This is a genomic window from Terrabacter sp. NPDC000476, assembly GCF_040300125.1.
Taxonomy (GTDB): domain Bacteria; phylum Actinomycetota; class Actinomycetes; order Actinomycetales; family Dermatophilaceae; genus Terrabacter.
In genome coordinates this window covers 2,463,588-2,485,445 of record NZ_JBEPDF010000001.1, presented here as the reverse complement: position 1 = coordinate 2,485,445, position 21,858 = coordinate 2,463,588, and the positions used below count along the sequence as shown (strand labels likewise).

Here is a 21,858-nt window from a genome sequence, read left to right as displayed (position 1 = left end):
GCACGGCCCGGGTGGCGCCGGCACCGGACCGACGCCGCTACGCCGTGGGCGAACTCGTCACCAAAAGATGTTGATGCTGTGCACATGGTGCGCGAGGCTGTCGGTGGGGGCGGCTACGGTCGCTCCATCGTCGCCACTCACCGGGGAGCCGCACATGACCACGACCATCGGCGCGCCGTCCACGCGCCACCGCTTCACGGGGCCGGCCATCGAGGCCGAGCACCTCGTCAAACGCTTCGGCGACATGACAGCCGTCGACGACGTCAGCTTCACCGTGCCGCAGGGCTCGGTCCTCGGCCTGCTCGGGCCCAACGGCGCCGGCAAGACCACCACCGTCCGGATGATGACGACGCTGAGCCGGCCGACGAGCGGCACCGCCCGCGTGGCCGGCCACGACGTGGCGCGCGAGCCCGAGATGGTCCGCCGCAGCATGGGACTCACCGGCCAGGCCGCCACGGTCGACGAGCTGCTCACCGGCCGCGAGAACCTCCGGCTCATGGGTTCCCTCTACGGCCTGCCCAAGGCCGAGGTGCACCGCCTCTCCGACGAGCTGCTCGAGCGTTTCTCGCTGACCGACGCGGGCAACAAGGTCATCAAGGAGTACAGCGGCGGCATGCGCCGGCGCCTCGACCTCGCCGTCAGCCTCATCGCGACCCCGCCCGTGCTCTTCCTCGACGAGCCGACGACGGGCCTCGACCCCCGCAGCCGTGTCGAGCTGTGGGAGGTGCTGCGCGGGCTCGTCCGCGACGGCACGACGCTGCTCCTGACGACGCAGTACCTCGAGGAGGCCGACCAGCTGGCCGACCGCATCGTCGTCATCGACCACGGCCGCATCATCGCCGAGGGCACGGCGCTCGAGCTCAAGGACCAGTCGGGCAAGGCCGCGATCGTCCTCACGGTCTCGCACGCCGAGCAGCTCGAGTCGGCACGCGCCCTCCTCGCCGCGCACGTCGAGGGCGTCCACGTCGACGTCTCCGCGCGGCGGCTCACCGCCCCGGCCGAGGGCCTGTCGGACATGACGCGGGTCGCCGCGGTCTTCGACCGCAGCGAGATCGAGCTCGACGACCTCGGCCTCCAGCGGCCGAGCCTCGACGACGTCTTCCTCAGCCTCACGGGGCACCGCGCCGAGACCGACGCGCCCGAGACGAACGCACACAGCGCCGACGGCACCCCAGACACCAGCTCCACCGCCGAGGAGTCCCGATGACCGACCGAGCCACGACGACCGCCACCGCCACCGTCGGTGCTCCCACGGGTCCGCACGACTACGAGCCGCCGAGCCGCTCCCGCCAGATCGGGATGATGGTCTGGCGCAGCCTCAAGCACATCAAGCGCCAGCCCGAGATGCTGACCGACGTCACGATCCAGCCGATCATGTTCGTCCTGCTCTTCGCCTTCGTGTTCGGCGGGTCGATCCAGACCGACAGCGGCTCCTACCGCGAGTGGCTGCTGCCCGGGATCATGGCCCAGACGATGGCGTTCTCCGCCTTCATCGTCGCCATCGGCCTCAACATGGACCTCGACAAGGGCATCATCGACCGCTTCCGGTCGCTGCCCATCTCCCGGTCGTCGGTGCTCGTCGGACGCAGCGTCTACAGCCTCATCCACTCGAGCATCGGCATCTTCGTCATGTCGATGACGGGCCTCGCGATCGGCTGGCGCATCCGCGGCGGCTTCGGCAACGCCGTGCTGGCCCTCGCGCTGCTGCTGCTCTTCGGCTTCGCGATGATCTGGGTCGGCGTCCTCGTCGGGTGCTCGATGCGCTCGGCGGAGGCCGTCAACGGGCTGATGTTCACGACGATCTTCCCGGTCACCTTCCTCGCCAACACCTTCGCCCCGACCGAGGGGATGGTGCCGTGGCTGCGCACGGTGGCCGAGTGGAACCCGGTCAGCGCGCTCGTCCAGGCGATGCGCGAGCTGTGGGGCAACGTCCCGGCCGCGCCCGCGGACGCGGCGCTGCCGCTGCAGCACCCCGTCGTGACGACGGTGATCTGGTCGCTGCTCATCACCGGGGTGGTGGCACCGCTCGCCGTCCGCGCATTCGTCCGGCGCACCACCGACTGAGTGGCTGCCCGTCGAGGGCACCGGTTTGCCACCCGAGGGGATCGCGGCCATCGTGGTGGCGCAGGACGACGACGTCCTCGGCCACGTCGCGGTGACGGCCCCGACCCGGGTCGCGCGCCCGTCCGGCCGGTGAACCAGTGGTAAGGGTAGCCTTACCTATGGCGTAGGGTGGGGGGCGCCCGCCGGCACCGGCGGCATCCTCCACGTCGCCGAACCCCTGAAGGACTCCCTGCCATGACGTTCCGTCCCCGGCCCCTGGCCGGCACCGCCCTGCTCACCGCCGCCTCCCTCGGGCTCGCGGCCTGCGGCTCCGATTCCGGCTCCGGGTCCGGCAGCACCGCCGCCGGCGGCGGCGAGCTGACCGTCTACAACGCCCAGCACGAGAGCCTGACGCAGGAGTGGGTCGACGCCTTCACGAAGTCGACCGGCATCAAGGTCACGGTGCGCGATGGCTCCGACACCGAGCTGTCGAACCAGATCATGCAGGAGGGTGCGGCCTCGCCCGCCGACGTCTTCCTCACCGAGAACAGCCCCGCCATGACGCAGGTCGAGAACGCCGGCCTCTTCGCCGACGTCGACAAGGCCACCCTCGCGCAGGTGCCCGAGCAGTTCCGCCCGTCGACCGGCAAGTGGACCGGCATCGCCGCCCGCTCGACCGTGCTCGTCTACGACAAGCGCAAGCTGCAGGAGAACCAGCTCCCCGCCTCGATGCTCGACCTCGCCAAGCCGGAGTGGAAGGGCCGCTGGGCGGCCTCGCCGTCGGGCGCCGACTTCCAGGCCATCATCTCGGCCCTGCTCGAGCTCAAGGGCGAGGCCGCGACGAACGAGTGGCTGACCGCCATGAAGACCAACGCGAAGGTCTACAAGGGCAACAGCACCGCGATGAAGGCGGTCAACTCGGGCGAGGTCGACACCGCGCTCATCTACCACTACTACTACTACGGCGACCAGGCCAAGACCGGCGAGAACTCGGGCAACGTCGGCACGCACTACTTCAAGAACCAGGACCCGGGCGCCTTCGTGTCCGTCTCGGGCGGCGGCGTGCTCAAGTCCTCCAAGCACGCGGCCGACGCGCAGAAGCTACTCGCCTTCATCACGGGCAAGAGCGGCCAGGAGGTGCTCGAGAAGGGCACCTCGTTCGAGTACGCCGTCGCCTCCGACGTCCCGTCGAACCCGGCGCTCGTGCCCCTCGAGGACCTCCAGGCCCCGACCGTCGACCCCGCCAAGCTCAACTCCGCCACGGTCACCGACCTGATGACCCAGGCTGGTCTGCTGTAGTGCTCCGGTGACCACCGCCCAGATCGCGACCCACGGGCCGCGGGAGCACCGGGAGCGTCGGCGTCCGCCGGTGCTCCCGGTGCTCGCCGTGCTCATCGCCCTGTTCTCGCTCATGCCGCTCGGCTACGTCGTGGCGATGACCGTGGCCACCGGGTGGGATGCCGCGGCGCCCCTCATCTTCCGGGCGCGGGTGGGCGAGCTGCTGCTCAACACGGTCCTGCTCATGCTCGTGTCGGTGCCGCTGTGCCTCGTGCTGGGCGTCGGCGGCGCCTGGCTCGTCGAGCGCACCCGCCTGCGCGGTCACCGGTTCTGGGCCCTGGCGCTCGCGGCGCCGCTCGCGATCCCGGCCTTCGTCAACAGCTACGGGTGGGTCTCGGCCGTGCCGTCGCTCGCCGGTCTGTGGTCCGGCGTGCTCATCTCGGTGCTGTCCTACTTCCCGCTCGTCTACATCCCGGCGGCCGCGACGCTGAGCCGCCTCGACCCCGCCCTCGAGGAGTCCGCGGCAGCGCTCGGCCTCGGCCCGTGGCGGGTGTTCCGCCGGGTCGTGCTGCCCCAGCTGCGGCTCGCGATGACCGGCGGCGCGCTGCTCGTCGGCCTGCACCTGCTCGCCGAGTACGGTGCCTTCGCGATGATCCGCTTCGACACCTTCACGACCGCGATCATGGTGCAGTACCAGTCGACCTTCAACGGCGCGGCCGGCAACATGCTCGCGAGCGTGCTCGTGCTGCTCTGCCTCCTGCTCCTGCTCGCCGAGGTGCGCAGCCGCGGTCACGCCCGCTACGCGAAGGTCGGCTCGGGCGGCCAGGCGGCCCCGAGCCGGATGCCGCTGGGGCGCCTGCACGTGCCCGCGCAGCTCTCGCTCCTGCTCCTCGTCGCCCTCGCGGTCGGGGTGCCGATGTGGTTCGTCGTGCGCTGGGTCGTGCTCGGCGGGTCGGCCATCTGGGCCCCGGACGAGCTGGTGCCGGCGCTGACCCAGACGCTCCTCTACGGCGTCGCGGGCGCCGCCGCCACGGTGCTCGTGGCCTTCCCGATGGCCTTCCTCGCGGTGCGCCGGCCGAGCTGGTTCACCCGCTCGCTCGAGCTGTCGAACTACGTGACGAGCTCGATGCCCGGCATCGTCGTCGGCCTGGCGTTCGTCACCGTCAGCATCCGCGTCCTGCCCGCCGTCTACCAGACCGCGGTGGTGCTCGTCGCGGCCTACGTCCTGCTCTTCCTGCCCCGCGCGCTCGTCAGCCTGCGCGCCGGCCTCGCCCAGTCGCCACGCGAGCTCGAGGAGGCGGCGCAGGCCCTCGGCGTGCGCCCCTTCGTGGCCTTCGTCCGGGTCACCCTGCGCCTCACCGCCCCGGCCGCGGCGGGCGGCGCTGCGCTCGTCTTCCTCGCCATCGTCAACGAGCTGACAGCCACCCTGCTGCTCTCGCCGAACGGCACGCGCACCCTCGCCACCGAGTTCTGGGCCAAGAGCAGCGAGATCGACTATGCCGGCGCGGCCCCGTACGCCCTCCTCATGGTCGCGCTGTCGGCCCCGATGACCTACCTGCTCTTCCAGCAGTCCAAGAAAGCGGTGGGACAGTGACCGACGAGACCGGCAAGACCGACACGACCGACACGACCGACACGACCGTCGAGACCGGCCCGACCGACACGACCACCGGTCGTCTCGAGGTGGCCGCGCTGACCAAGAGCTTCGGCGCGCAGGAGGTGCTGCGCGGCGTCACCCTCGGGGTCGAGCCCGGCAGCACGACCGCCATCGTCGGACCGTCCGGGTCGGGCAAGACGACGCTCCTGCGGCTCATCGCAGGGTTCGAACGACCCGACTCGGGCAGCGTGCGCCTCAGCGGCCAGCCCGTCGCCGGTGACGGCGCGTGGGTGCCGGCGCACCACCGCAACGTCGGCTACGTCGCCCAGGACGGCGCCCTGTTCCCGCACCTCACGGTGGGGCAGAACATCGCCTTCGGCCTCGTCGGCGGCGCCGTCGGGGGCGGACGCCGCGCGAGGGCCCGCGTCGACGAGCTGCTCGAGATGGTCTCCCTGGACCGGGCGCTCGCCTCGCGCCGTCCGCACGAGGTCTCCGGCGGCCAGCAGCAGCGCGTGGCGCTCGCCCGGGCGCTCGCCCGCGAGCCGCAGCTGATGCTCCTCGACGAGTCCTTCTCGGCGCTCGACGCCGGCCTGCGCGTCGCGACCCGGCGCACCGTGGCCGCGGTGCTCGGGGCGGCCGGCATCACGACCGTCCTCGTGACGCACGACCAGGCCGAGGCGCTGAGCTTCGCCGACCAGGTGGCCGTCATGCGCGGCGGGACGCTGGCGCAGGTCGACAGCCCGCTCGAGGTCTACACCCGCCCCGTCGACCGCGCGACCGCCGAGTTCCTCGGCGACGCCGTCATGCTCGAGGCCTGGGTCGACGGCGACCGGGCCACCTGCTCGCTCGGCGCGGTGCCCCTCGCGCCGACCACGCACCGGGGCCGGGTGCAGCTCATGCTGCGCCCCGAGCAGATCCGCGTCGACCCCGAGGGCCCGATCCGCGGCGTCGTCGTCGACACCGACTACTTCGGCCCGGAGAGCACCGTCCGCCTCGAGCTGACCTCGGGCCGTGAGCCCGGGTGCGAGACCTCGGCCCTCGCGCGCGAGGGCGAGATCATCAGCATCCGGCACTCCAACGCGTTCATCGCGGCGCCCGGCACCGAGCTGCGGCTGCGCATCGAGGGCGAGGCCATCGCCTTCCCACCGGCCGGCTGACGCGGCTCGCACGGCTCGCGGCGCTCCCCGCAGGGCCCGGACATGGGCGCGCCCCGCCACCGAGGAGGTGATGGCGGGACGCGAATGCCGAAGCAACCTCATGCACCGTAGGCCCGCGCGGACCGCCGTGGGGTAAAGCCCCGGTCAGGATTGGGCGAGGGTTTCGTCTGGATCGTCGGGGCGGCTCAGCCCGCGTTCGCGCGCAGCCAGGCGATGTCGGCCGTCTGGCCCTCGAGCCCGCCCGGCGTCTCGCACACCACGGGCGCCCCCGCCGCGCGGACGACGTCGGCGAGCGCGTCGCCGGAGATGTGGCCGGAGCCGAAGTTCGTGTGCCGGTCGGCGCCCGAGTCGAACTCGTCGCGCGAGTCGTTGGCGTGGACGAGGTCGATGCGCCCGGTGATGGCGCGCACCTCGTCGACGACGGTGCCGAGGTCGTTGCCGCCGGCGTGCGCGTGGCACGTGTCGAGGCAGAAGCCCACCTGGTCGCTGCCGGACGCACCGCCGATGGCGTCCCAGAGCCGCGCGATCGCCTCGAGCCGCCGCGCCATCGCGTTGTCGCCGCCCGCCGTGTTCTCGATGAGGAGCGGCACCGCGAGGTCGAGCCCCTCGATGCACTTGCGCCAGTTGTCGAACCCCTTCGCGGCGTCCTCGTCGACGCCGAGGTGCCCGCCGTGCACGACGACGCCCTTGGCACCGATCTCCGCGGCCGCGGTCACGTGCTGCTGGAGCAGCTTGCGGCCCGGGATGCGGATGCGGTTGTTGAGGCTCGCCACGTTGATGGGGTAGGGCGCGTGGACGTAGAGGTCGATGCCCGCCGCCTCGGCGTCCGCGCGCAGCGCGGCCGCTCCACCGGCATACCGGATCACCGGGCCCTTGTAGCTCTGCGGGTCGCCGAGGAACAGCTGCGAGAGCGAGGCACCCCGCGCCCGCGCCTCCGCGATGGGATCCTCCTGGTCGACGTGCGCACCGATGTGTAGGGCCATGCCGCCAGCGTATGCCGGGAGCGGGTGTCGAGAACGCGGTGCCCCGTTCGACGTCAGGGCATGACGACCTCGACGGAGACCACCCTCGGCGCCCCGGGCGCCGGACCGGCGCCATCCGCACGCCCCGCACGCCCCGCACGGCCGAGCCGTCGCCAGCGCCTCGCCCTCGCCGTGCTCGCCCTGACGGCGCTGCTGCTCAGCCTCGACGTCAGCGTGCTCTACCTCGCACAGCCCGAGCTCTCGGCCGACCTCGGGGTCAGCACCACCCAGCAGCTGTGGATGCTCGACATCTACAGCTTCGTGCTCGCCGGCCTGCTCGTGACGATGGGCGCGGTCGGCGACCGCATCGGTCGTCGGCGCCTCCTGCTCGTCGGTGCCGTCGCGTTCGGCGTGGCCAGCGCCGCGGCCGCCTACGCCACGAGCCCCGGCGAGCTCATCGTCTGCCGGGCCGTGCTCGGCGTGGCCGGGGCGACGCTGACACCCTCGACGATGGGGCTCATCCGCACGATCTTCCCCGACGAGAAGCAGATGACGGCCGCGATCGGTGCCTGGTACGCGTGTTTCATGGGCGGCATGGCGCTCGGCCCGCTCGTGGGCGGCCTGCTGCTCCGGCACTTCTGGTGGGGCTCGGCGTTCCTCCTCGGCGTCCCCTTCATGGTGCTGCTCGTGGTCGTCGGCCCGCGCGTGCTGCCGGAGTCGGAGCGGCGCTCCGACGCGCCCGTCGACGTGCTGAGCGCGGCCCTCTCGCTCGGCGCGATCCTGCCCGTCATCTACGGCTTCAAGGAGGTCGCCCGCGGTGGCAGCGCCACCGTGGCTGCCACGTCGGTCGGGCTCGGTGCGGCCCTCGGCCTGCTCTTCCTGCGGCGCCAGCGCCGCATCGCCAACCCGCTCGTCGACCTCACGCTCTTCCGCAGCCGGGTGTTCGCGGCCGCGCTCGCCGTCATGCTCGTCGGCGGCGTCGTCATGGCGGGGGTCTCGTACCTCGGGTCCCAGTGGCTCCAGCTCGTGGCGGGCCTCGACCCGCTCGGGGCCGGGCTGTGGATGCTCCCGGCCAACGTCGCGCTCCTCGCCGGCTCGGCCCTGTCGGCACGCGTGGCCGGGCGGCTCGGCACCGGTCCGAGCATGGCCGGTGGACTGCTGCTCTGCGCGGCCGGTCTCGTGCTCCACACGCAGCTGGGTGCGGGCGGCGGTCTCGGCCTGCTCGTGCTCGGGATGTGCCTGACCTCCTTCGGCATCATGGTGCCCTCGACGCTGACGATGGGCCTCATGATGCGGTCGGCGCCTCCGGAGCGGGCCGGCGCGGTCGCCTCCCTTTCGGAGACGTCGGCCGAGTTCGGCATCGCCGTCGGGGTCGCGGGCCTCGGCTCGCTCGCCACGCTCGTCTACCGCGGAGCGCTGGGGCCGTATGCCGGCACGCGCGACGCCGGTGCCGCGCTCGACTCGCTCGCCGGGGCCCTCCGGGTGGCCGACGGGCTGCCCGGGCCGGCCGGGAGGGAGCTCGCCGCGGCGGCGCAGGACGCCTTCAGCTCGGGCCTCGCCGTCGTCGCCTGGGTCGGCGTGCTGCTCTTCGCCGGGTGTGCCGTGGCGATCACGCGGGCGCTGCGCCGAGGACCGAATGGTGACCCGCTTGCATAAGCCTCCCTTATGCAAGCAATAATGTGGAGAATGAAGACCTCGCGCTTCCCCGCCGTCGTCGACGACGTCACCGTCCGCCTCGTCGCGGCCGTCGTGCTCGCCGTCGGCGTGGTCGCCCTCGCGACGTCGCAGTGGTGGCTCTATGCCGTCCTGGCCGTCGACTTCACGCTCCGGGCCTCGCTCGGACCGTCGGCGAGCCCGGTCGCGCGGCTCGTGCAGCGGTGGATCCGACCCGCCGTCCCCGCAGCCGCGCGACCCACGGCCGGGCCGCCCAAGCGTTTCGCCGCCGCCATCGGCGCGGTCATGACCGTCGCGGCGACCGCGCTGTGGTTGACGACGGTCATCACCGGATCGTCCATTGCCGCCGCGGGCGTCGTCGTCATCGGTGTCGTCATGGTGCTCTTCCCGGCGCTCGAGTCGTTGCTCGGCATCTGCGTGGGCTGCGTGCTCTTCTCGTGGCTCATGCGCCTCGGCCTCGTGCCCGAGGAGGTCTGCCTCGACTGCGCCGACATCACGCGTCGGCGCAGGCGGCCCGCCACCGACGCCGCGGGACCCGCTGACGCGCTGACGCGCTGACCGGCTGACCGGCTGACCGGCTGACTCAGCCTGCGGCGGCGCGCAGCTTCTCGAGCAGCGGTCCGGCGGCCTCGGCGAGGAAGCGCTCCTGCGCGTCGCCGCCGACCTGGACGACGGCGACGTCGGTGAAGCCCGCCTCCCAGTAGGGGCGCACGGCCTCGACGATGCGGTCGAGGTCGGGACCACAGGGGATCGAGTCGGCGACGTCCTCGGGCCGCACGAACTGCGTGGCGCCCGCGAAGCCGGCGGGGGTCGGCAGGTCGGCGTTGACCGACCAGCCGCCGCCGAACCACCGGAACTGCTCGTGCGCGCGCTTCACCGCGGCATCCTCGTCCGGGTCCCAGCAGATGGGGATCTGTCCGATGGCCCGGGCGCCCGACCCGATGCGCTCGGCGCCCGCCGTACGGTTCCACGTGTCGACGAGCTCGGGCTTCGGCTCGACGGCGATGAGGTGGTCGGCGAGGGGGGCGAGCCGCTCGATGGAGGCGTCGCCGCTCACCGCGACGGCCACGGGGACGAGGATGTCCGGCACGTCCCAGACGCGCGCCGAGTCGACGTCGAAGTACTCGCCGTGGTGCGTCACGAGCTCGCCCGAGTGCAGCTTGCGGATGATCTCGATGGCCTCGACGAGCATGTCCTGGCGGGTGACGACGCCGGGCCAGCCCTCACCGACGACGTGCTCGTTGAGGCTCTCGCCGCTGCCGAGCCCGAGGGTGAAGCGGCCGTCGGCGAGCAGTTGCACGGTGGCGGACTTCTGCGCCACGACGGCCGGGTGGTAACGCATGGTCGGGCACGTCACGTACGTCATCAGCTCGACCCGCTCGGTCGCGTGCGCCACGGCGCCGAGGACCGACCACGCGTAGGGGGCGTGCCCCTGCTCGGTGAGCCACGGGGAGTAGTGATCGCTCGAGACCTCGAAGTCGAAGCCCGCCTGCTCGGCCCCGACCGCCCAACGGACGAGGTCCTTGGGGCCGCTCTGCTCGGTCATGAGGGTGTATCCGAAGTTCGTCACGTCCCCGACGTACCCGATGGCGCGCACCTGGCACGCCGACGGCGTACAGCGTTTGTCCACACCTGTGGATCTGACCTGTGGATCTGACGGCTGGTCGTTGGGACCGCGCCCTCCCGCGTCAGGACGGGGAACGGCGCGAGAGGAACCGGCGGATGGCCTCGCGGGGGCGGTCGCGCAGCTCGGCGCCGTGCGTGAAGGCGGCCACGTCGTAGTCCAGCTCGCCGAGCACGTGGGCGGTGCGCTGCGTCATGCGGAAGTCGGTGCAGAACGCCTTGACGGGCCACCGCAGGCCGAGCACGTTGAAGATGGCGTCGCCGGTGATGAGCGTCCGCGACTCCTCGTGCAGGAGCGACACGTGGCCGGGGGAGTGGCCGGGCGTGTGCACGACGCGCAGGCCGCCGGCGATCGGCAGCACGTCGCCGTCGCGCATCTCGTGCTCGACGGTGACCGGCTCGAAGTCGCGGCCCGGGCGCGTGACCCGGTCCAGCAGCCTGCCGAGCAGCAGGCTCCGGTCGCGCGGCGGCGAGGAACCCTCCACCACGTGTGCCGCGTCGTCGTGGTGCACGGTGAAGCCGCGGCCCGTCTCCCGGGCGACGTGTGCGGCGCCGCCCGCGTGGTCGGGGTGCGCGTGCGTCAGGACCAGGCGGGTGACGTCGCGCGGGCCGGAGCCGATGGCGGCGAGCGCGGCCATGACCTTGGGTCCCGAGGACGCCAGACCCATGTCGACGAGGGTCACCTGACCGTCGTCGTCGCGCAGGGCGAAGCCGTTGACGAGGTCGCGCACCAGCGGGATGCGCCAGACGTTCGGCGCGAGCGGAACCACGAGGTCCTGGGCCATGGGCCGACCCTAACCCCGTCCGGGTGGGTAGGTCCGGAACGTGGCGGTGACCGCCACCCGAGACACCGAGCAGAACCGAGCGCCCCTCCACGGGGGCGACCAGAGGAGGACCACATGGCCAAGCGAGTCGCATTTCTCGTCGCGAGCGAAGGCATCGAGCAGGTCGAGCTGACCGAGCCCTGGAAGGCCGTCACCGACGCCGGGCACGAAGCCGTCGTCGTCAGCCCCGAGGCGGGCGAGGTCCAGATGTTCAACCACCTCGACAAGGGCGACACCAAGCCGGTCGACGTGACCGTGGCGGACGCGAAGGTCGACGACTTCGACGCCCTCGTGCTGCCCGGCGGCGTCGCCAACCCCGACGCGCTGCGCACCGACGAGGCGGCGGTCGCCCTCGTGCGCGAGTTCGTCGCGTCGGGCCGGCCCGTGGCCGCGATCTGCCACGCCCCCTGGACCCTCATCGAGGCCGACGTGCTCAAGGGGCGTCGTCTCGCGTCGTGGCCCAGCCTGCAGACCGACATCCGCAACGCCGGGGGCGAGTGGGTCGACGAGTCCCTCGTCGTCGACGGCAACCTCATCACGAGCCGCAACCCCGACGACCTGCCCGACTTCTGCGGCGCGGTCGTCGAGGCGCTCGAGCACGGGGCTGCGGCCAACCCGGCCTGAACCCGTTTCTCGCTCAACCGAACCCGTGTCGGGCCAAGGGGTGGAGGAGCTCGCGCTCCTCGTAGGCCAGGTGTGACAGCAGGGTGTCGGTGAGCAGGTCGAGGGCGCGCTGGATCTCCTCCAGCGCGCCCTTGCCTGTCTGCCCGTAGCCGTCGGTGCCGACGAGGCCGACGAGGGCGTCGTCGACCTGCTCGAGCACGTCGGCGATGACGTGGTGCTCCTCCTCGAGCCGGTCGATGACCGGGCCGAGGTCGGGCTGGGCGCCGCGCAGGTGCGTGAAGATGCTGCGGTCCTCGAGCGTGTGGTGCCCGGTCACGAGGCGGCAGTACGTCTCGCAGTAGGCGCCGAGCGTCCAGTTGTTCTGCCGCATCGCCATCGTGTTGAGGACCGAGCGCGCCGCCCCCGTGGAGAGGGCCCCGCGCCGCACCTGGCCGACGATGTCGCGCAGCTGGGCGAGCTCGGCGCGCAGGTGGTCGTGCACGTCGACGAGGTGCTGGGGCACCGCAGCCTCGGCGGGGGAGTATGCCGCGTGCTCCGGCTTCGCAGTGATCGGTCGGTCGTCCTCGCGCCAGGGCAGGGACGCGCTCAGGCGGGTGCCGTCGTCCGGTGTCGCGCGGACGGTGAGCGGTGCGGCGTCGGCGCGAGCGGTGGGGACGTCGGGAACGACTGGGACGGCGGGTGGCCCTCCGCCGCCGGCTCGGCGGGCGCGTTCGGACTCGACGAGGTCACGCACCGCAGGGGCGACCTCCACGGCATACCGGCGCAGCACGTCGGGGTCGTCGGTGCCGAGGACGTAGGTGCTCATCCCCTCCGTCAGGGTCAGCTCGGCGAGCTGCTCGGCCCAGTCGTCGGCGGTGCCGCGCAGGAAGCCGCGTCCGGTGCCGAACTGCCCGAAGACGTTGTACATCCGCCGGATCGCCCGCGGCCCGCGGCCGGCCCGGTCGGCGGACTCGTCGATGACGGCGTTCATCCCGGTTAGGGCGTCGGGATCTGCGTAGCCCATGCTCGGCAGCCACCCGTCGGCGAGGCGGGCCGTGACCCGCAGCATCCGTGGCCTGTAGGCGCCGAGCCAGATCTCGACGGGGTGCACCGGGAAGGGCCCGGCGTGCATCCCCGTCACGGAGTAGTGCTCGCCCCGGACGGTCACCGACCGGGCGCCCGGGTCGTCGGGGTGCTGGCCCCAGACGCCCCGGATGATGCGGATCGCCTCGACGAGGGCGTCGACGGCCTCCTTGGGCGAGCGGCGCTCGCCACCGGCAGCGACGATCGCGTCCCAGAAGGCGCCGGTGCCGAGGCCGAGCTCGGCCCGGCCGCCGCTCAGCACGTCGAGGGTCGCGACCTGCTTGGCGAGACCCACCGGTGGCCGCAGCGGGAGGTTGGCGACGTTGGCGGCCACGTGGATCGCGTTGGTGCGAGCGGCGACCGAGGTGAGCAGCGTCGAGGTGTCGAGGTGCTTGGCGTTGTAGGGATGGTCCTGGACGGTGAAGAGGTCGAGCCCCAGGACGTCGGCGAGCTGTGCGAGCTCGAGCGTCGCGTGCGCGCGCGAGGCGTCCGGGCTCGCGAAGACGCCGAACCTCAGCTCGTGCCCGTAGTCCATGGCATCAGGGTGGCATACGCTCCGGGGCATGACCCGGGACGACGCAGCCGTCGAGGCGCTGCGCGCCCTCATCCGCATCCCGACCGTGTCGCACTGGGAGCGGGACCGCGAGGACCGGTCCGCCTACGCCGCGCTGCTCGTCGAGCTGCGGGAGCGGTTCCCCCTGCTGCACGCCGCGTGCGAGGTGGAGCGGATCGCCGGGGACGCGCTCCTCGTCCGGTGGCCGGGCCGGACGCCGGTGGCGCCGGTCGTGCTCATGGCGCACCTCGACGTCGTGCCGGTCGACGACCCGTCCGTCTGGACGCACCCCCCGTTCGCGGGCGAGGTCGCCGACGGGCACGTGTGGGGCCGTGGGGCGCTCGACTGCAAGGGGTCACTGGTGGCGACGTGCGCGGCGGTCGAGTCGCTCATCGCGGACGGCGTGACGCCGGGACGTGACGTGTGGCTGTCGTTCGGCTGCAACGAGGAGGTGTCGGGCGAGGCGGCGCAGGACGCCGTGGCCGCCCTGCGGGCGAAGCGCGTCGAGCCGTGGTTCGTCCTCGACGAGGGTGGAGCGGTGGTGCAGGGCGCGCTGCCCGGCGTGGACGCGTCGCTCGCCGTGGTCGGCGTCTCGGAGAAGGGCACGGTCGACGTCGAGATCGTCGCGCGCGGTGACGGCGGCCACGCCTCGGCCCCGCGGCGGATGGGCGCGACGACCCGCCTGGCCCGGGCCATCCTGCGACTTGAGCGCAGGCCCTTCCCCAGCCACCTGCCCGACGCCACGGTCGACATGCTCGAGCGCGCGGGCGCCCATGCCCGGATGCCGTACGCCGCGGTCTTCCGCCACGCCCGGCGACTGCGTCCGGTGCTCTCCCGGGTGCTCCCGCGGCTCGGCCACGAGACCGCGGCGCTGACGCGGACCACCGTGGCCGTCACGCAGCTGTCGGGGTCGCCCGGGGCCAACGTCATCGCGCCCGTGGCGCGGGCGCACGTCAACATGCGCGTCATGGTGGGCGAGACGGTCGACGGGGCGCTCGAGCGGATCCGCCGCACCGTCAGGGACCCCCACGTCGAGGTCGTGCTCGTCAGTGGCCACGAACCGAGCCCCGTGTCACCGACCGACGACCCGGCATACGGCCTCCTCGAGGCGACCGTCGGCGAGGTGTTCCCGGGCACGGTCACGATCCCCTACGTCATGCTCGCGGCCACGGACTCGCGGCACTTCCACCGCGTGTGGCCCCGCGTCTACCGGTTCACCCCGTTCCGGATGAGCGACGCCCAGCGTGCCGCGATCCACGGGGTCGACGAGCGCATCGGCATCGACGATCTCCACGACGGGATCGCCTGGTATCGCAGGCTGCTCGAGCAGGTCTAGCCCGAAGTCGTTCAGGAGGAGCAGGATTCGCATGTCTGACAGCACCGTCGTCTCCGACGCAGCCCGGGCCCTGGCGCGCAGCCCGATCACGAAGGTCGTCGGGTTCCTCGTCTGCGTCGAGCTGGCCAGCGGGGTGCTGCAGGGCTACTACACGCCGATCTTCACGGACATCGCGCGCCACCTCTCCATCAAGGACGCCGACGTCAACTGGTTCGAGGCCGCCCAGCTCATCGTCTCGGCGCTCGTCGTGCCCCTGCTGGCCCGGCTCGGTGACCTCATCGGCCACCGCAGGGTGCTGCTGCTGTCGACGGTGGTGACGGCCCTCGCGTCGTGGGGTGTGGCGTTCGCCCCGAGCTTCGGGCTCTTCCTCGTCGCTTGGGCCGTCCAGGGGTTCTACGTCGTGTGGCTGCCGATGGAGGTGGCGATCATCCACCGCCGCACCGGGGGTGCGGAGCGGCGGGTCCGCGGCGCCGCCGGACTGCTCGTCGCCGGACTCGAGCTCGGGGTCATCGTGGGCGCCCTGACGAGCGGCGCCCTCGCCGAGTCGTTGGGCATGACGGCGCTGCTCGCCCTCCCCGCGGTCGTCGTGACGCTCGCCCTCGTCGCCATCTGGTTCGGGGTGGAGGAGTCGCCCACGCTCGCGCACGGCAGCGTCGACTGGGGCGGCTTCGGGCTCGTCACCCTCGCCCTGGGGCTCGTGATGGGTGGGCTCGTGCTGCTGCGGGTGGCGGGTCCGGGCAGCCCCTGGCCGTGGGTCCTCGTCGTGGCCGGAGGGGCGGCACTCCTGCCCTTCGGCCGCCGCGAGCTGTCGCACCCCGAGCCGCTCGTCGACCTGCGGGTGCTCGGGGCGCGCGGGCAGTGGCCGGTGCAGGCGACCGCGTTCCTCTTCGGGGTGTCGGTGCTCGGGGCGCAGATCCCGCTGTCGACGTTCGCGCGCACCGACCCGGCGGTCACGGGCTACGGCCTCGGCGCGTCGGCCGGCCGCGTCTCGATCATCATCGGTGGCTACGTGCTGTCGCTGGCCGTGGGCGCCCTGCTGTTCCACCTCCTCGCGCAGCGCACGGGCACGCGCGCGGCCATGGTCGTGGCGGCCCTGCTCGTCGCCGTCGGCTACCTCATGTTCCTGCCGTTCCACGCGTCGCTCGCGCAGACGATGACCAACATGGTGGTCGCGGGGCTGGGCTCGGGTGCCCTCGTGGCCGGGCTCCCCGCCGCTGCGGCCGCGCAGGCACCACCCACGCACACCGGTCTCACGACGGGCATGACGAACACGACGAAGACGATCGGCGGGGCGTTCGCCTCGAGCGTCTTCGCCATCGCCCTCGCCTCGACCGGCACGGTCGACGCCGAGGCGACCGAGCACGCGTCCCTCTCCGGCTACCTCGTCGTCTGGGCCATCTGCGGCGTCACGGCGCTCGTCGCGGCCCTGTTCCTCGCCGTCGTCCGGGACGCGCCCCGCACCGCCTAGCGACCGGCACCCGGGAGGCGGGGCGAGGCGCCCAGCTGGGCACGGTCGGCCGCCGACCGGCCGGAGTACCAACCCTCCGCGTCGCGGGCGGCGCCGACGGTCGTGCGGCGGACGTCGGGGAACCACTCGTCGACCTGCTCGGCCACCCGCTCGGCGCGCGCGGCGAGGAGGGGCACCAGCTCCCTCCCGCTCGGGCCGTCGGCGACGGCCGACTCCTCCTCAGCCACGGTGGCCTCGTGCAACCGCTCACCGATGCGCTGGGCGAAGGCCGAGAGGAAGGACTGGCGGAAGGAGCGGGTGCGGCTCCCGCCGTGTGGGTCGGTGCGCGAGCCTGCGGCGGCGAGCGTGCGCGTCGCCTGCACGAGGAGGGAGGTGAAGAGGAGCTCGACCGCCTCGAGGTCGGCCTCGAATCCCACGACGGTGCCGAAGCCGAGCTCGCGCGACCACACCATCCGGCACCGATTGGCCGAGGCGACGGCCTGCAGCAGGGAGGCCTTGGGACCGTCGTAGGGGTTGTCGATGCCGATGCGTCGACCGGACGGCCCGCTGCGTCGGCCCCGGGCGTCGTCGTGGCGCGCCAGCAGGGCCGCGTCGATGCTGTGCCGCGCCATGAGCGACTGTGCGCCGGCCGTGAAGGTCGCGGCCTCGGCCTCGAAGGTCGTCGACTCGGCCTTGGCGAGGAGCATGCGCACCCGGCTGAGGATCCGCTCGTCGGCCACCGGCGGTGCGTCACCGCTCCCGTCACTGCTGCCGTCATTGCTCCCGTCACTGCTCCCGTCGCGGCCGCCGGGGATCGCCTGACCGGGGAGCGGGGTCAGCAGCTCGAGCCGCGGCAGCCGGACGAGCAGGTGCAGCACCGCGAGCGCCCGCTCCACGAGGGTGAACCAGTCGAGGCCACCGGCTCGTCGTGCCTCGAGCCACGTGACCGAGGGCGATCGAGGTGCCGCGTCGTCGAGCTCGCGCAGCTGGGCGAGCCACTGCCGGTCGACCGTCGCCGGCGCGTACCGCGCGAGCTCGGACGCCATGACGTCCACGGCGATCTGCTGCTCCTCCGACCCGAGCCGACGTCCGGCGAGCCGGTGGACGTCGGCGGGCTGCCAGCCGAGCTCCCAGGCGCGGGTGGTGGCCCGGGCCAGGGCGTCGACCAGGCCGCGGACGACGACGCGTGACGTCGTGCCCGACGAGCAGAGGGTCGCCACCGTCGAGATGGTGTCGTCGAGGTCGCGCGTGTCGGCGCGGTCGATGGCGTAGACGCCCTCGTCGAGCAGGAGCTGCAGGGCGGTCCGCAGCTCGTCGTCGCGGGCAGCGTCGGGTGCGCCGGGCTCGTCGGGTCGCGGAGCGCCCGAGCGGTCCTGCGCTGCTCGTCGCCGCTCACGGCTGGCCTTGCCCATCGGTCCTCCTCGGGTCGTGGACCCATCGTGTCATCGGCCGCACGTGCGGGGCGCAGGCGGCACAGGGCTGTGGACGACGGGGGACAAGGTCAGGGGGGTGTGGACGGCGGTGGCCCGGAGGTGTCGCGATCCCGACCGGTTCGTGCTGCCGGGAGCGCCGGCAGGCTCAGAACGGTGGGACGTCCGAACCGCCAGGCGAGGTGGCCTGCGGCGGTGCGGGTCCTCCGGACCGCCCACCGGTCCCGTCCGTCGGGGTGGTGGGTCCGCCGGTCCGAAGGTCGAGGCCCTCGCGCCAGTTCTTCGGGTGGGTCGTGTAGGTGCGCCCGGTCAGGGTGGTCCACTGCAGGGCGCGGCCGCGCAGGCCCGTGCCGGTGCCCTCGGTGCCCTCGGTGACGGGTCGGGAGGTCCACGCACCGCTGGTCTTGGTGTTGTGGTGGAAGCGGTGCTTGGCGTAGAGGTTGTCGGGCTCGGTCGCTCCGGCGGGGTAGGGCCTCTCGTGGTCGAGGTCGCACCGGTCGGCAGGGGTCTCGCAGCCGGGACCGCGGCAGTGGCCGTCGAGGGCCTGGACGTGGGCGGTCAGGGCGGGGCCGGGGCGGTAGCCGGCGCCGGGCCGGGTGAGGGCGTGGCCGGTGGGCAGCTCGACGGGCAGGGCGTGCCAGACCGAGCCGGGGCGGGTGATGATCTCGCGGGCGTGGGTGGCGGTGACCCAGCCGTGCCCGGGGAGCTCGCAGGCGGTGTCGGACAGACCGGCGGCGACCTCGAACGGGACGACGATCCAGACCCGGGCCGCGGGTGCGCCGGACGGCGCCGCAGGCGGGTCCGCCCGCTCACCCACGGGATCGTCCGCCGTCCCCGGCGTGGGCCGGCCCGCCGGAGCATCCTCCGGCCTGCACGTCGGTCCCGTCGGTCCTGCCCCAGCGGCGGGTGCTGCCCCAGCGGCGGGTGCTGCCGGTCCGGAGGGTGCGGTGCCGGTCCGGCTCTGCTCGGGGTGGGCGCGCAGGAGGGCATCGGTGGCCAGGTCGCTGCGCAGCTGGTCGAGGGTGCGCGGGTCACCGGCCGCGCGGGCGGTCCGTGCGCCGGCATCGAGCCCGTCGAGGATCGCGGCTACCGCGTCGGCGCCGGTCACGACCGTCACCGTGCCCGTCCCGTCCGCGGCGACCCGCCCCGACACACCGCGCCGGGCCGTCGCCTGCGCGCGGCGCTCTCCCGCGTCGCGTGCGTCCAGGGAGGCCACGGCCCGCCGCAGCCGGGTCACGAACGGGCGCTGGGGGAGCGGCCCGCCGCCGCGTGCTGGGGCCAGCACCGTCTCGGCGACGAGAGCCACGTCCGCGTCGGACAGGGCCGCGGTCTCGGCTGCGAGCTGCAGCACCCGCGTCAACGCGCAGCGACCGGCTCGCAACGCGGCGAGGGCCGCCGCGTGCCGTCGCGGGGCGGTCGCGACGCCCAGCCGGCGGGCGACCTCGCCGGTGCCGATCCCGGTCGCCAGCGCGATCTCCTCACCGACGACCCGGTCGAGCCCGACCCGGCCCAGTCCCGCCCGGCCCGAGGCGGCGGGGAGCGCGTCCAGTTGCCGCGACTCGATCGCGTGCAACGCGCTGTAGGCCTCGAGCAGGTCTGCCTCCACCCGCGCCTTGGCCGCCTCCAGCGCCTCGATCCGCGCCAAGGCCGCCTCCCCGGCTCTCGCCAGCCCCTCCAGAATCCCCGCCCGCTCGGCGCGCTCCGCCCGCTCGTCGGCGTCCACACCCATGGCGTCCACACCCTCGGCGTCGGCATCGGCGTCCTCGGTCACCGCCCGCGCCGCGGCCAGGGCCGCGGACACCGCGTCGAGGCGCTGCCGCACGAGGTCCAGGGCGGCCACGACGGCGCGCTCGAACGCCTCCGGGTCGCTGCCCCGGGAGAGGCGGATCGGCTCGAAGCACCCGGCCGGGAAGCGGCGACCGGCGTCCGGTGGCTCGTTCGGCGCGGCAGGGGGAGCCGGTGTGTACGGCACGTGCTCCTCCTCCCAGGACGTCCTCTCGTACCTCCATTAGAACATGTGTTCGATCAAAGCGGAAGGGGTCGAGACCGCCTGTGGATACGTGGGTAGCACTGTCCCGCAGGCGATTCCGCGCCGTGCGACCGACTCCTCGACGGGGAGGAGTGGGCTGGAGGCCGGCAGGTCGTAGGGTCTGGGAATGGCGCGGACGAGGATGACCATCACGGACACGCCCGTGGGGGACGTCGAACTCGCCGTCGTCACTCCGGTGGGCAGCCGGCGGCGCGATCCGCTCCCGCTGCTCGTCGCGCACGACGGGCCGGAGTACTCGCGCCGCGCGCACCTGCTCTCCACCCTGCGCGCCGCGACGGGCGCGGGCCGCGTGCCGCCCACCCGCGTCGTGCTCCTCGAGCCGGGCGACCGCAACGCGAGGTACGCCGCCAACCCGCTCTGGGGCGACGCGCTCGTCGAGCACGTGCTGCCCACGCTGCACACGGCATACGCCCTCGACGGCAGGCCGGGCCTCATGGGGGCGAGCCTGGGCGCGCTGGCCTCGCTCGAGGCGGAGTGGCACCACCCGGGCACCTTCGGCGCGCTCTTCCTGCAGTCGGGCTCGTTCTTCCGGCGCCGCGTGGACGACGAGGAGGACTTCGAGTTCTGGGGGCGGGTGACGCGGTTCGTCACGAACGTGCGTCGCGTGCGCCGACGTCGCACCGACGCCCGCATCGTCCTGACGTGCGGCGCCGCCGAGGGCAACCTCACGAACAACCGCCAGATGGCCGAGGCCCTCGCCGCGTCCGGGCACGACGTGTCGTTCACGGAGGTGCCCGGCCGGCACGACTGGCCCTCGTGGGAGAACGCGTTCGACCCGCTCCTGCTCGACCTGCTCCACCTCGCGGCAGGGCGGTCGCGGGTGTGAGCGGCGACAGACGGCCGGGTTCCTGCAAGGATCGCTGTCGAGAAGCCCGATGCCCGACGGTAGGAGCACCACGATGACCGACCTCGCCCCGCAGCAGGACTCGCCCACCACGCCGACCGCGACGTCGCACCGCACGCACCTCGTCGGGCTGCTGCTCGGGGCCGAGGAGGACTGGCCCACCGCGTTCGAGGCCCTTCTCGACCTCGTCGGACCGATCACGACCGACGACGGGGTGACGCACGAGCTGACGAGCGAGCGCCTCACCATCGAGCCGTTCGACCTGCGCCAGCCGGTGCGCACCGAGCTCGTCATCGACCGCCTCGCCTACTGGTACTACCACCCGCGCGAGTGGCTCAAGAAGGCCGCGCTGATGAACGACACCTACCTGCTCAACAGCCCGTTCACCTTCCAGTCGATGGAGAAGCACAGCGCCTACGTCGCCCTGATGCGCCTGGGGCTCAAGGTCCCCGAGACCTGGCTCGTGCCGTACAAGAACCCCGTCGACAACGTGCGCTGGGCCTACACGAGCGCGAAGTACAACCGCCCGTTCGACCTCAAGGCCATCGCGAACCAGCTCGGCTACCCGATGTACATGAAGCCCTTCGACGGCGGTGGCTGGCGCGGTGTGTCGCGGATCGACGACGAGCGCGACCTCGTCAAGGCCTACGACGAGTCGGGCGAGATGCTCATGCACCTCCAGTCGACCGTCGAGTACGACCACTTCGCGCGCGCCCTCTCGATCGGGCCCGAGACGATGGTCATGGACTTCCGCCCCGAGCAGCCCATGCACAACAGGTATGCCGTCAGCTACGACTTCCTGCAGCCGTCGGCCGGCAAGCAGGCCGCCGCCATCAGCCGCATCGTCAACGCGATGTTCGGCTGGGAGTTCAACTCCTGCGAGATGCTCGTCAAGGGCGACGACGTCTACCCCATCGACTACGCCAACGCGTGCCCCGACGTGGCGGTCACCTCGCTGCACTACTACTTCCCCTGGGCCATCAAGGCGCTCGTGCGCTGGTCGGCCTACTGCCTCGTCACGGGTCGCAAGGGGCCGATGGACCTCGAGATGCGGCGCTACTTCGACGTCGCGGACCGCGACGACCTCACCGACGAGGAGAAGCTCGACGCCTACCTCGCCATCGCCGACGAGTACTTCGAGACCGATGCCTACCGGGCGTGGTGCGCGCGCCACCTGCCGCACCTCGACGCGGCCGTGCTCGAATGGGTGAAGTCGGACGCCTTCGCCAACCTGCTGCGCGCGACGGTCGTCACGACGTACCCCGCGCACGAGCGCGACCGCTTCATGGCGCACTTCGGCGGCCTCATCGACCTCTGGGTCTCCGACGAGACGAAGCGCCTGGCCTGAGGGCCC

General features: G+C 73.0%; 18 protein-coding genes. 12 read left to right on the top strand and 6 right to left on the bottom strand.

Features of this window, described 5'->3' with window-relative positions; all coding sequences use genetic code 11:
- The first annotated feature begins 154 nt into the window (after positions 1 to 154).
- The 5 genes from ABT295_RS11645 to ABT295_RS11625 all read left to right on the top strand — a co-directional run bounded on the left by ABT295_RS11645 (position 155) and on the right by ABT295_RS11625 (position 6,075).
- A complete protein-coding gene (locus ABT295_RS11645) occupies positions 155 to 1,207 on the top strand; it encodes an ATP-binding cassette domain-containing protein (protein ID WP_352394512.1) in 1,053 nt (350 codons plus the stop codon).
- Positions 1,204 to 2,064, top strand: a complete 861-nt coding sequence (locus ABT295_RS11640) for an ABC transporter permease (RefSeq protein ID WP_352394511.1) — start codon at positions 1,204 to 1,206, stop codon at positions 2,062 to 2,064. Before ABT295_RS11645 ends, ABT295_RS11640 begins: the two co-directional genes overlap by 4 nt.
- Positions 2,065 to 2,298: 234 nt before the next feature.
- Positions 2,299 to 3,342 (top strand): iron ABC transporter substrate-binding protein, encoded by a 1,044-nt coding sequence (locus ABT295_RS11635; protein WP_352394510.1) that lies wholly within the window; start codon positions 2,299 to 2,301, stop codon positions 3,340 to 3,342.
- A 7-nt stretch (positions 3,343 to 3,349) separates the two neighbouring features.
- Positions 3,350 to 4,915, top strand: coding sequence for an ABC transporter permease (locus tag ABT295_RS11630; RefSeq protein WP_502991105.1), 1,566 nt, complete (start codon positions 3,350 to 3,352; stop codon positions 4,913 to 4,915).
- An 89-nt stretch (positions 4,916 to 5,004) separates the two neighbouring features.
- Positions 5,005 to 6,075 (top strand): ABC transporter ATP-binding protein, encoded by a 1,071-nt coding sequence (locus tag ABT295_RS11625; protein ID WP_352394722.1) that lies wholly within the window; start codon positions 5,005 to 5,007, stop codon positions 6,073 to 6,075.
- Between the two features lie 185 nt (positions 6,076 to 6,260).
- On the opposite strand, the gene ABT295_RS11620 is transcribed toward ABT295_RS11625, so the two are convergent.
- Positions 6,261 to 7,058, bottom strand: a complete 798-nt coding sequence (locus ABT295_RS11620; protein WP_352394509.1) for a deoxyribonuclease IV — start codon at positions 7,056 to 7,058, stop codon at positions 6,261 to 6,263.
- Between the two features lie 60 nt (positions 7,059 to 7,118).
- Here ABT295_RS11620 and ABT295_RS11615 point away from each other — a divergent pair, with 60 nt between their 5' ends.
- On the top strand, positions 7,119 to 8,693 hold the full coding sequence (locus tag ABT295_RS11615) for an MFS transporter (RefSeq protein WP_352394508.1): 1,575 nt from the start codon (positions 7,119 to 7,121) through the stop codon (positions 8,691 to 8,693).
- Between the two features lie 30 nt (positions 8,694 to 8,723).
- Entirely contained in the window at positions 8,724 to 9,269 is a 546-nt protein-coding gene (locus ABT295_RS11610; RefSeq protein ID WP_352394507.1) for a DUF4395 domain-containing protein, read from the top strand.
- 25 nt (positions 9,270 to 9,294) lie between these two features.
- On the opposite strand, the gene ABT295_RS11605 is transcribed toward ABT295_RS11610, so the two are convergent.
- Complete coding sequence (locus ABT295_RS11605; RefSeq protein WP_352394506.1) at positions 9,295 to 10,281, bottom strand: LLM class F420-dependent oxidoreductase; 987 nt, start codon at positions 10,279 to 10,281, stop codon at positions 9,295 to 9,297.
- A gap of 118 nt (positions 10,282 to 10,399) precedes the next feature.
- Positions 10,400 to 11,119 carry an MBL fold metallo-hydrolase gene (locus ABT295_RS11600; protein ID WP_352394505.1) on the bottom strand — a complete coding sequence of 240 codons (720 nt, stop codon included), beginning with the start codon at positions 11,117 to 11,119 and terminating at the stop codon, positions 10,400 to 10,402.
- Between the two features lie 114 nt (positions 11,120 to 11,233).
- Between ABT295_RS11600 and ABT295_RS11595 the strand changes: the two genes are divergently transcribed.
- Positions 11,234 to 11,782 (top strand): type 1 glutamine amidotransferase domain-containing protein, encoded by a 549-nt coding sequence (locus ABT295_RS11595; protein ID WP_352394504.1) that lies wholly within the window; start codon positions 11,234 to 11,236, stop codon positions 11,780 to 11,782.
- 13 nt (positions 11,783 to 11,795) lie between these two features.
- Here the strand turns inward: ABT295_RS11595 and ABT295_RS11590 are convergent, their stop codons facing one another.
- Positions 11,796 to 13,379, bottom strand: coding sequence for an LLM class flavin-dependent oxidoreductase (locus ABT295_RS11590; protein ID WP_352394503.1), 1,584 nt, complete (start codon positions 13,377 to 13,379; stop codon positions 11,796 to 11,798).
- 28 nt (positions 13,380 to 13,407) lie between these two features.
- Here ABT295_RS11590 and ABT295_RS11585 point away from each other — a divergent pair, with 28 nt between their 5' ends.
- Entirely contained in the window at positions 13,408 to 14,733 is a 1,326-nt protein-coding gene (locus ABT295_RS11585) for a M20/M25/M40 family metallo-hydrolase (protein ID WP_352394502.1), read from the top strand.
- Positions 14,734 to 14,764: 31 nt separating this feature from the next.
- A complete protein-coding gene (locus ABT295_RS11580) occupies positions 14,765 to 16,201 on the top strand; it encodes an MFS transporter (protein WP_352394501.1) in 1,437 nt (478 codons plus the stop codon).
- On the opposite strand, the gene ABT295_RS11575 is transcribed toward ABT295_RS11580, so the two are convergent.
- Complete coding sequence (locus ABT295_RS11575; RefSeq protein WP_352394500.1) at positions 16,198 to 17,592, bottom strand: DUF2786 domain-containing protein; 1,395 nt, start codon at positions 17,590 to 17,592, stop codon at positions 16,198 to 16,200. The two genes, ABT295_RS11580 and ABT295_RS11575, sit on opposite strands and share 4 nt — an antisense overlap.
- 166 nt (positions 17,593 to 17,758) lie before the next feature.
- Entirely contained in the window at positions 17,759 to 19,582 is a 1,824-nt protein-coding gene (locus tag ABT295_RS11570; protein ID WP_352394499.1) for an HNH endonuclease signature motif containing protein, read from the bottom strand.
- 184 nt (positions 19,583 to 19,766) lie between these two features.
- Between ABT295_RS11570 and ABT295_RS11565 the strand changes: the two genes are divergently transcribed.
- Positions 19,767 to 20,486, top strand: a complete 720-nt coding sequence (locus tag ABT295_RS11565) for an alpha/beta hydrolase (RefSeq protein WP_352394498.1) — start codon at positions 19,767 to 19,769, stop codon at positions 20,484 to 20,486.
- A 73-nt stretch (positions 20,487 to 20,559) separates the two neighbouring features.
- The gene (locus ABT295_RS11560; RefSeq protein ID WP_352394497.1) at positions 20,560 to 21,852 is read left to right on the top strand and encodes an ATP-grasp domain-containing protein; all 1,293 of its coding nucleotides are present in this window, start codon (positions 20,560 to 20,562) and stop codon (positions 21,850 to 21,852) included.
- The last annotated feature ends 6 nt before the right edge of the window (positions 21,853 to 21,858 follow it).